Annotated in this window: 5 protein-coding genes; 1 reads left to right on the forward strand and 4 read right to left on the reverse strand. The window is 59.6% G+C overall.

The window, feature by feature from the left end; genetic code table 11:
• Window positions 1-2,360, reverse strand: a 2,360-nt coding sequence (ileS, locus tag ABSG47_RS20065) for an isoleucine--tRNA ligase (RefSeq protein ID WP_424172076.1), incomplete at its 3' end; no start/stop codon positions are given.
• 398 nt (window positions 2,361-2,758) lie between these two features.
• Here ileS and ABSG47_RS20070 point away from each other — a divergent pair.
• Entirely contained in the window at window positions 2,759-3,760 is a 1,002-nt protein-coding gene (locus ABSG47_RS20070; RefSeq protein WP_424172079.1) for an energy transducer TonB, read from the forward strand.
• A gap of 56 nt (window positions 3,761-3,816) precedes the next feature.
• Here the strand turns inward: ABSG47_RS20070 and ABSG47_RS20075 are convergent, their stop codons facing one another.
• From ABSG47_RS20075 to ABSG47_RS20085, 3 genes are all read right to left on the reverse strand, one after another.
• The gene (locus tag ABSG47_RS20075; protein ID WP_424172082.1) at window positions 3,817-4,416 is read right to left on the reverse strand and encodes a TetR/AcrR family transcriptional regulator; all 600 of its coding nucleotides are present in this window, start codon (window positions 4,414-4,416) and stop codon (window positions 3,817-3,819) included.
• A 5-nt stretch (window positions 4,417-4,421) separates the two neighbouring features.
• Window positions 4,422-5,171 (reverse strand): ABC transporter permease, encoded by a 750-nt coding sequence (locus tag ABSG47_RS20080; RefSeq protein WP_424172085.1) that lies wholly within the window; start codon window positions 5,169-5,171, stop codon window positions 4,422-4,424.
• Window positions 5,168-5,545 (reverse strand): ATP-binding cassette domain-containing protein (locus ABSG47_RS20085; protein ID WP_481133043.1); only part of this gene is annotated, 378 nt, incomplete at its 5' end. The genes ABSG47_RS20085 and ABSG47_RS20080, both read right to left, overlap by 4 nt.

Below are 5,545 nucleotides of genomic sequence, written 5' to 3' on the forward strand. Positions count from 1 at the left end.
ACGTCGAGATAGAAGGCGCTCAGGTCTACGATGGCGAATTCATTGACTGCGTGGTAGATGCGGTGGAATTCGAAGTCCGCGTACCAGCCGAGGATTTTTTCGGTGAGGTCGCGGGTGCGGGCGAGCATGTAGCGGTCGAGTGGGAGCAACTCCGCTTCAGATATGGCGTCGGTTGCGGGCGTGAAGCCGGCGAGGTTGCCGAGGAGGAAGCGGAAGGTGTTGCGCAGCTTGCGGTAGATGTCGGCGCAGCGGGACATTAGATTTTCGCTGGCGGCCATGTCTTCGCGGAAGTCGATGCTGGCGACCCAGAGGCGGACGATTTCGCCGCCCATGCGGTTAGCGATGTCTACGGGATCGACGCCGTTGCCGAGGGATTTGGACATGGCGCGGCCTTGTTCATCGAGGGTCCAGCCGGCGGTGGCTACGTGCGAGTAGGGCGCGTGGCCGCGTAATGCGACTGACGTGAGCAGAGATGAGTGGAACCAGCCGCGGTGCTGGTCGCCGCCTTCGAGGTAGAAGACTTCTACGGGTTTGTTTTGCTCGAAGTTGGCATAAGCGGCCTTCAAATCAGGGTCGGATTCGCAGACGGCTAGCCAGCTTGTGCCGGAGTCGAACCAGACGTCGAGGATGTCGGTTTCTTTGCGGAAGGTTGTGTTGCCGCAATGGGCGCACTTGGCGTTTGCGGGCATGAGAATCTCGACACTGGTGGTGTGCCAGGCTTCTGCGCCTTCGTTTTCAAAGAGCGTGACGATCTTTTTGTTGAGATCGGCGTCGATGAGCGGTTTCTGGCAGCCGGTACACATCAGGACTGCGATGGGCACGCCCCAGATGCGCTGGCGGCTGATGCACCAGTCGGGGCGCGTGGCGATCATGTTGGTGATGCGCTCTTTGCCCCAGGTGGGGTCCCATTTCACTTTGCTGATCTCTTCGATGGCGAGGTCGCGGAATTTAATTTCGCTGCCGTCGGTGCGCTTCATGGGGGTTTCAAGCGAGATGAACCACTGCTCCGTGGCGCGGAAGATGACGGGGTGGTGGCAGCGCCAGCAGTGCGGATAACTGTGCTGGAGATTGGCCTGCGCCATGAGCGCGCCGCGCTCTTTTAGAAGCTCGATGATGATGGGGTTGGCGGCGAAGACTTTTTTACCGTCGTAGGGCGCGGGTGTGTCGCCGGGCCAGTCGGTGGCGTGGATGCGGCCTACATCGTCCACGTTGCAGGTTAGGTCGAGGCCGTAGCGCTGGCCGGTGTAGAAGTCGTCTGCGCCGTGGGAGGGTGCGGTGTGGACTGCGCCGGTTCCGGCGTCGGCGGTGACGTAGGTGGCCAGGACGCCGAGAATGGTGCGGTTCAGGAATGGGTGCTGATAGGTTGTGCGGTCGAGGGCGCGGCCTTTGAAGCGGGCTAGTTCTTTGGTTTCGCCGAGGTTGCAGGCGGTGATCACGGATGGGGCTAGTTCCGCGGCTACGATGTAGACCGGTGAGTTGGCTGTTGAGGTATCCCAGGTCTCAGAATCGAGACCTGGGGCACCCACTGTTCTTGCTGAACCCGCTGCGGATTCTAGAGCTACGTAGTCGAAGTCGGGGTGGAAGGCTACGGCTAGTGACGCGGGCAGGGTCCACGGGGTGGTGGTCCAGATGATGGTGTAGACGTCTTTATTCGCAAGACTTGGGCCTTTGAGAGATTCGTCGAGGGCTGCGGCATCGCTGGTCAGTTTGTAGCGGACGTAAACGGATGGGCTGGTGTGCTGCTCGTACTCGATTTCGGCGTCGGCGAGGGCGGTGCGGTCGTGGATGCACCAGTAGACGGGTTTGAGGCCGCGGTAAACGAAGTCCTGCTCAAGGAAGCCGTAGAAGGCTTCGAGGGTCTTGGCTTCGTACTGGCGGGACATGGTTTTGTAGGAGCTGTCCCAGCGGCCGAAGATGCCGATGCGCTCGAATTGGCTGGTCTGGAGATCGACGTATTTCTGCGCGTAGGCGCGGCAGGCTTCAAGGACTGCGGGGACGGGCATTTCAAGCTTTTTGCGGCCAAGCTGCTCATCTACCTTGATTTCGATGGGCAGGCCGTGGCAGTCGAAGCCGGGGACGTAGGGCGAGTCGAAGCCGGCCATGGTTTTGGACTTGACGACGAAATCCTTGAGGCCCTTGTTGAGGGCGTGGCCGAGATGAATTGGGCCATTCGCGTAAGGCGGGCCGTCATGGAGGATGTACGCAGGGCGACCGGCACCGGCTTTGCGAAGCTCTTGCCAGAGGCGCATTTCCGCCCATTTTTTGAGGCGAAGCGGCTCATTCTGGGGGAGATTGGCCTTCATGGGGAAGGCCGTCTGCGGCAACTGGAGGGTCGCCTTGAGTTCAGGCGCTGAGGCCATGATTTTTCCGGTTCCGTTTCTGCGGGGATTGTGCAAACTTGTACATCTTTCAGTGTAACTGGAGCGGGTGAAGAATTTTGAGTAACAAGGTGCGCGATGTCTCGTCTATTGTGTATGGAAGATCGCGCGACGACGGAAATGGAGCAGGTAAGCGAGCCTGCTGACAGGGATCTGTTGACGAATGAAGGACTACCCCGAACGCGTCCAGACAGGCACCAAGCGATACACCTGGGCGGGGTAGAGACAGAGCCGGGCGGTCTCGCGCATAATGATGAGATGGAGAAGCGCCTGGCGGCGCAGCGCGTACACAGGGCTTCTCAGAGCAACAAGAGTCAGAAAAATAAGGGTCAGAGCAGCAAAGGGGTACCAAATCCATCGCTTTTGATGGCAGTGAATTTATGACTGAAACCGCCACCCAAAACCCGACCTCCGGAAGCGAAACGAACGATCACGAGCTGGATTCTTTTCTGGGCAATGCCTTTGAGGAAAAGCCGATCTGGACGGATCTTTACGAGAACATCCGGGATGTTTTCTTTCCGAAGAAGCTGCCGCCGCTGGAGTTGACCTCAAAGCCGATTCCGGTGGTAGACCCGATGGCCGTGAAGACGAATCCGTGGTCCATTGGATCGGCGACGGCAATTCAGCTTGCGGTGCTGGGACTGCTGATCTGGATCAGCCTGAGGACGGTGGTTCCGAAGATTTTGGCGCCGCATGTGGATGCCACGCCGGTGGACATCAGCGATTTCAAGATCGATATGCCGAAGAAGCCTCAGCAGGCGGGCGGCGGCGGCGGCGGCGGCTCGAATAGCATTATTGACCCGATCAAGGGCAAGCTGCCGAAGATTGAGGATCAGCCGAAGGCGCCTCCGATGGTGCCGGTGGTGGAGAAGCCGAAGCTTGAGGTAGATTCGGCGATTGCGGTTCAGAAGGACATCAAGCTGCCGGATAACCCGAACATGATCAATATCGGGGTGAAGAATTCGGCGAATGTGACGATGGCTTCCAATGGACAGGGCAGCGGCGCGGGCATGGGAACTGGCTCGCATGGGGGAATTGGCTCTGGCGACGGCAATGGCTATGGGCCGGGCTCGGGCGGCAACTTCGGCGGCGGTGTGGAGCATATCGGCGGCGGAGTGAAGGCTCCTACCGCGATTTATACGATCGATCCGGAGTTCAGCGAAGAGGCTCGGCGCGCGAAGTACCAGGGCGAGGTGATGCTGCAGATTATTGTGGACGCCCAGGGAAATGTGCAGAGTCCGCGCGTGGTGAGGCCGCTGGGCATGGGGCTGGATGAGAAAGCAATTGAAGCGGTGATGAAGTACAAGTTCAAGCCGGGAACGAAGGAAGGCAAGCCGGTGGCCGTGTATATGACGATTGCGATTAACTTCCGCTTGTATTGAGGCAGAGATCAGGGGTCAGAGATCAACAAAGGCCGGGGAAGACTCCCCGGCCTTTGTTATTTGGCGGAGTAAACGAGGAAGGCTTTGCAGAAGGTTTGAGCCACATGGGCTGCGATGCTGGTGCGGGAGCGGGAGAATCTCTGGAAGATGTGCTGATAGAGCATGGGGCCGAGAAGGATGGCCATGGAGGAGTCGAGATTGAGGCTGGAAGGAAGCTGGCCGCGGCGTTTGGCACGGAGGAGAATGCGCTTGATGCAATGGCGGCCGGGCTCCATGACGCGGTGACGCCATGTTTCGCCGAACTGGTGGTGCGTGGCTGAGTAGGCGATGAGCGAGGGCGTGATGCGCTTGCGGGCTTCTTCAAACTTGTGCGGCGGACGGCGGCTGAGGACGATGGTGAGGTCGCGTTCAAGAGAGCCGGAGTCGGGATCGTCTTTTTGCGGATCGGTTTCCGGATTGAGGCCGTGAACCCAGAGCATGACTTCGAGGAGCAGGGCTTCTTTGTCGGACCAGTGATTGTAGATGGTGGCTTTGCTGACTTTGGAGGCCTGGGCGATGGAGTCCATGCTTGTGCCCTCGATGCCGCGCTCACCGAAGAGGGCGAGCGCGGCGTGGAGGACTTTCTCGTGGGCTTCAGGACTGCGAGGACGGGACATGGCGGTTAGATTTCGATTTTTGCAAAGCGCCAGGCGCCGAAGATGATGAAGACGAATCCGAAGGCGACGAGAACGACGAGATCGACTACGGGGTTGAAGGCTACGTTGGGCGCACCGAGGACGTTGCGCATGCCGTCAACGCCGTAGGAGAGCGGGTCGAGTTTGGTGATGAAGCTTAAGACGACTCCCTGGTTGGTGAGCGGGAAGATTGCGCCCGAGAGAAAGTAGATGGGCATGACCAGGAAGTTCATGATGAGCTGGAAGCCCTGCATGTCCTGAAGGCCGGAGCCGATGGCGGTGCCGAGTGCGGCGAAGCAGAGCGCGATGAGCACCATGAAGCCGATGGCTGCGGGGATTGCGAACCAGCTTTGCGGACGGAAGCCGAAGGCGACCGAGAGGATCATGACGATGAGGCCCTGAATGACGGCCACGGTGGCTCCGCCGAGGGTGCGGCCGATCATGATTTGCAGGCGCGAGACGGGAGCGACGAGGGTTTCCTTGAGGAAGCCGAACTGGCGATCCCAGAGCAGGCCGAGGCCGGAGAAGATGGATGAGAAGAGCACCATCATGCCGATGACGCCGGGTGAGATGAACTGGAAGTAGTTGCCCATGCCGGCTTTCTGGAAGACGTGGCCGAAGCCGGTGCCGAGCACGAGCAGATAGAGCAGCGGCTGGCCCAGCGAGACGATCATCTGCGCGCGGGAGCGGGTGTAACGGCGCAACTCGCGCCACCAGAGGATGTAAATGGCATTCAACGGCGGCCTCCTTGTTGCCACATTTTGGCGAACTGGCGCATTTGGTCGGCGGAGCTGGCGGATTCGTCGCGAATGGTGTCGCCGGTGAGCTTGAGGAATGCGTCTTCGAGCGTTTCGGTCCCGGTGGAATCCTTGATCTCGCGTGGAGTGCCTTGCGCGACGAGCTTGCCGTGATCGATGACGCCGATGCGATGCGCGACGCGGTCGGCTTCATCCATGTAATGCGTGGTGAGAAAGACGGTGACCTTTTCGGTTTCGTTGACGTTCTTCACGTGGTTCCAGAGCTGGTTGCGGCTTTGAGGGTCGAGGCCGAGGGTCGGTTCGTCGAGAAAGAGAATGCGCGGAGTGTGCAGGAAGCCGCGCGCGATTTCGAG

The organism is Occallatibacter sp. (genome assembly GCF_049510455.1).
Lineage (GTDB): Bacteria > Acidobacteriota > Terriglobia > Terriglobales > Acidobacteriaceae > Telmatobacter.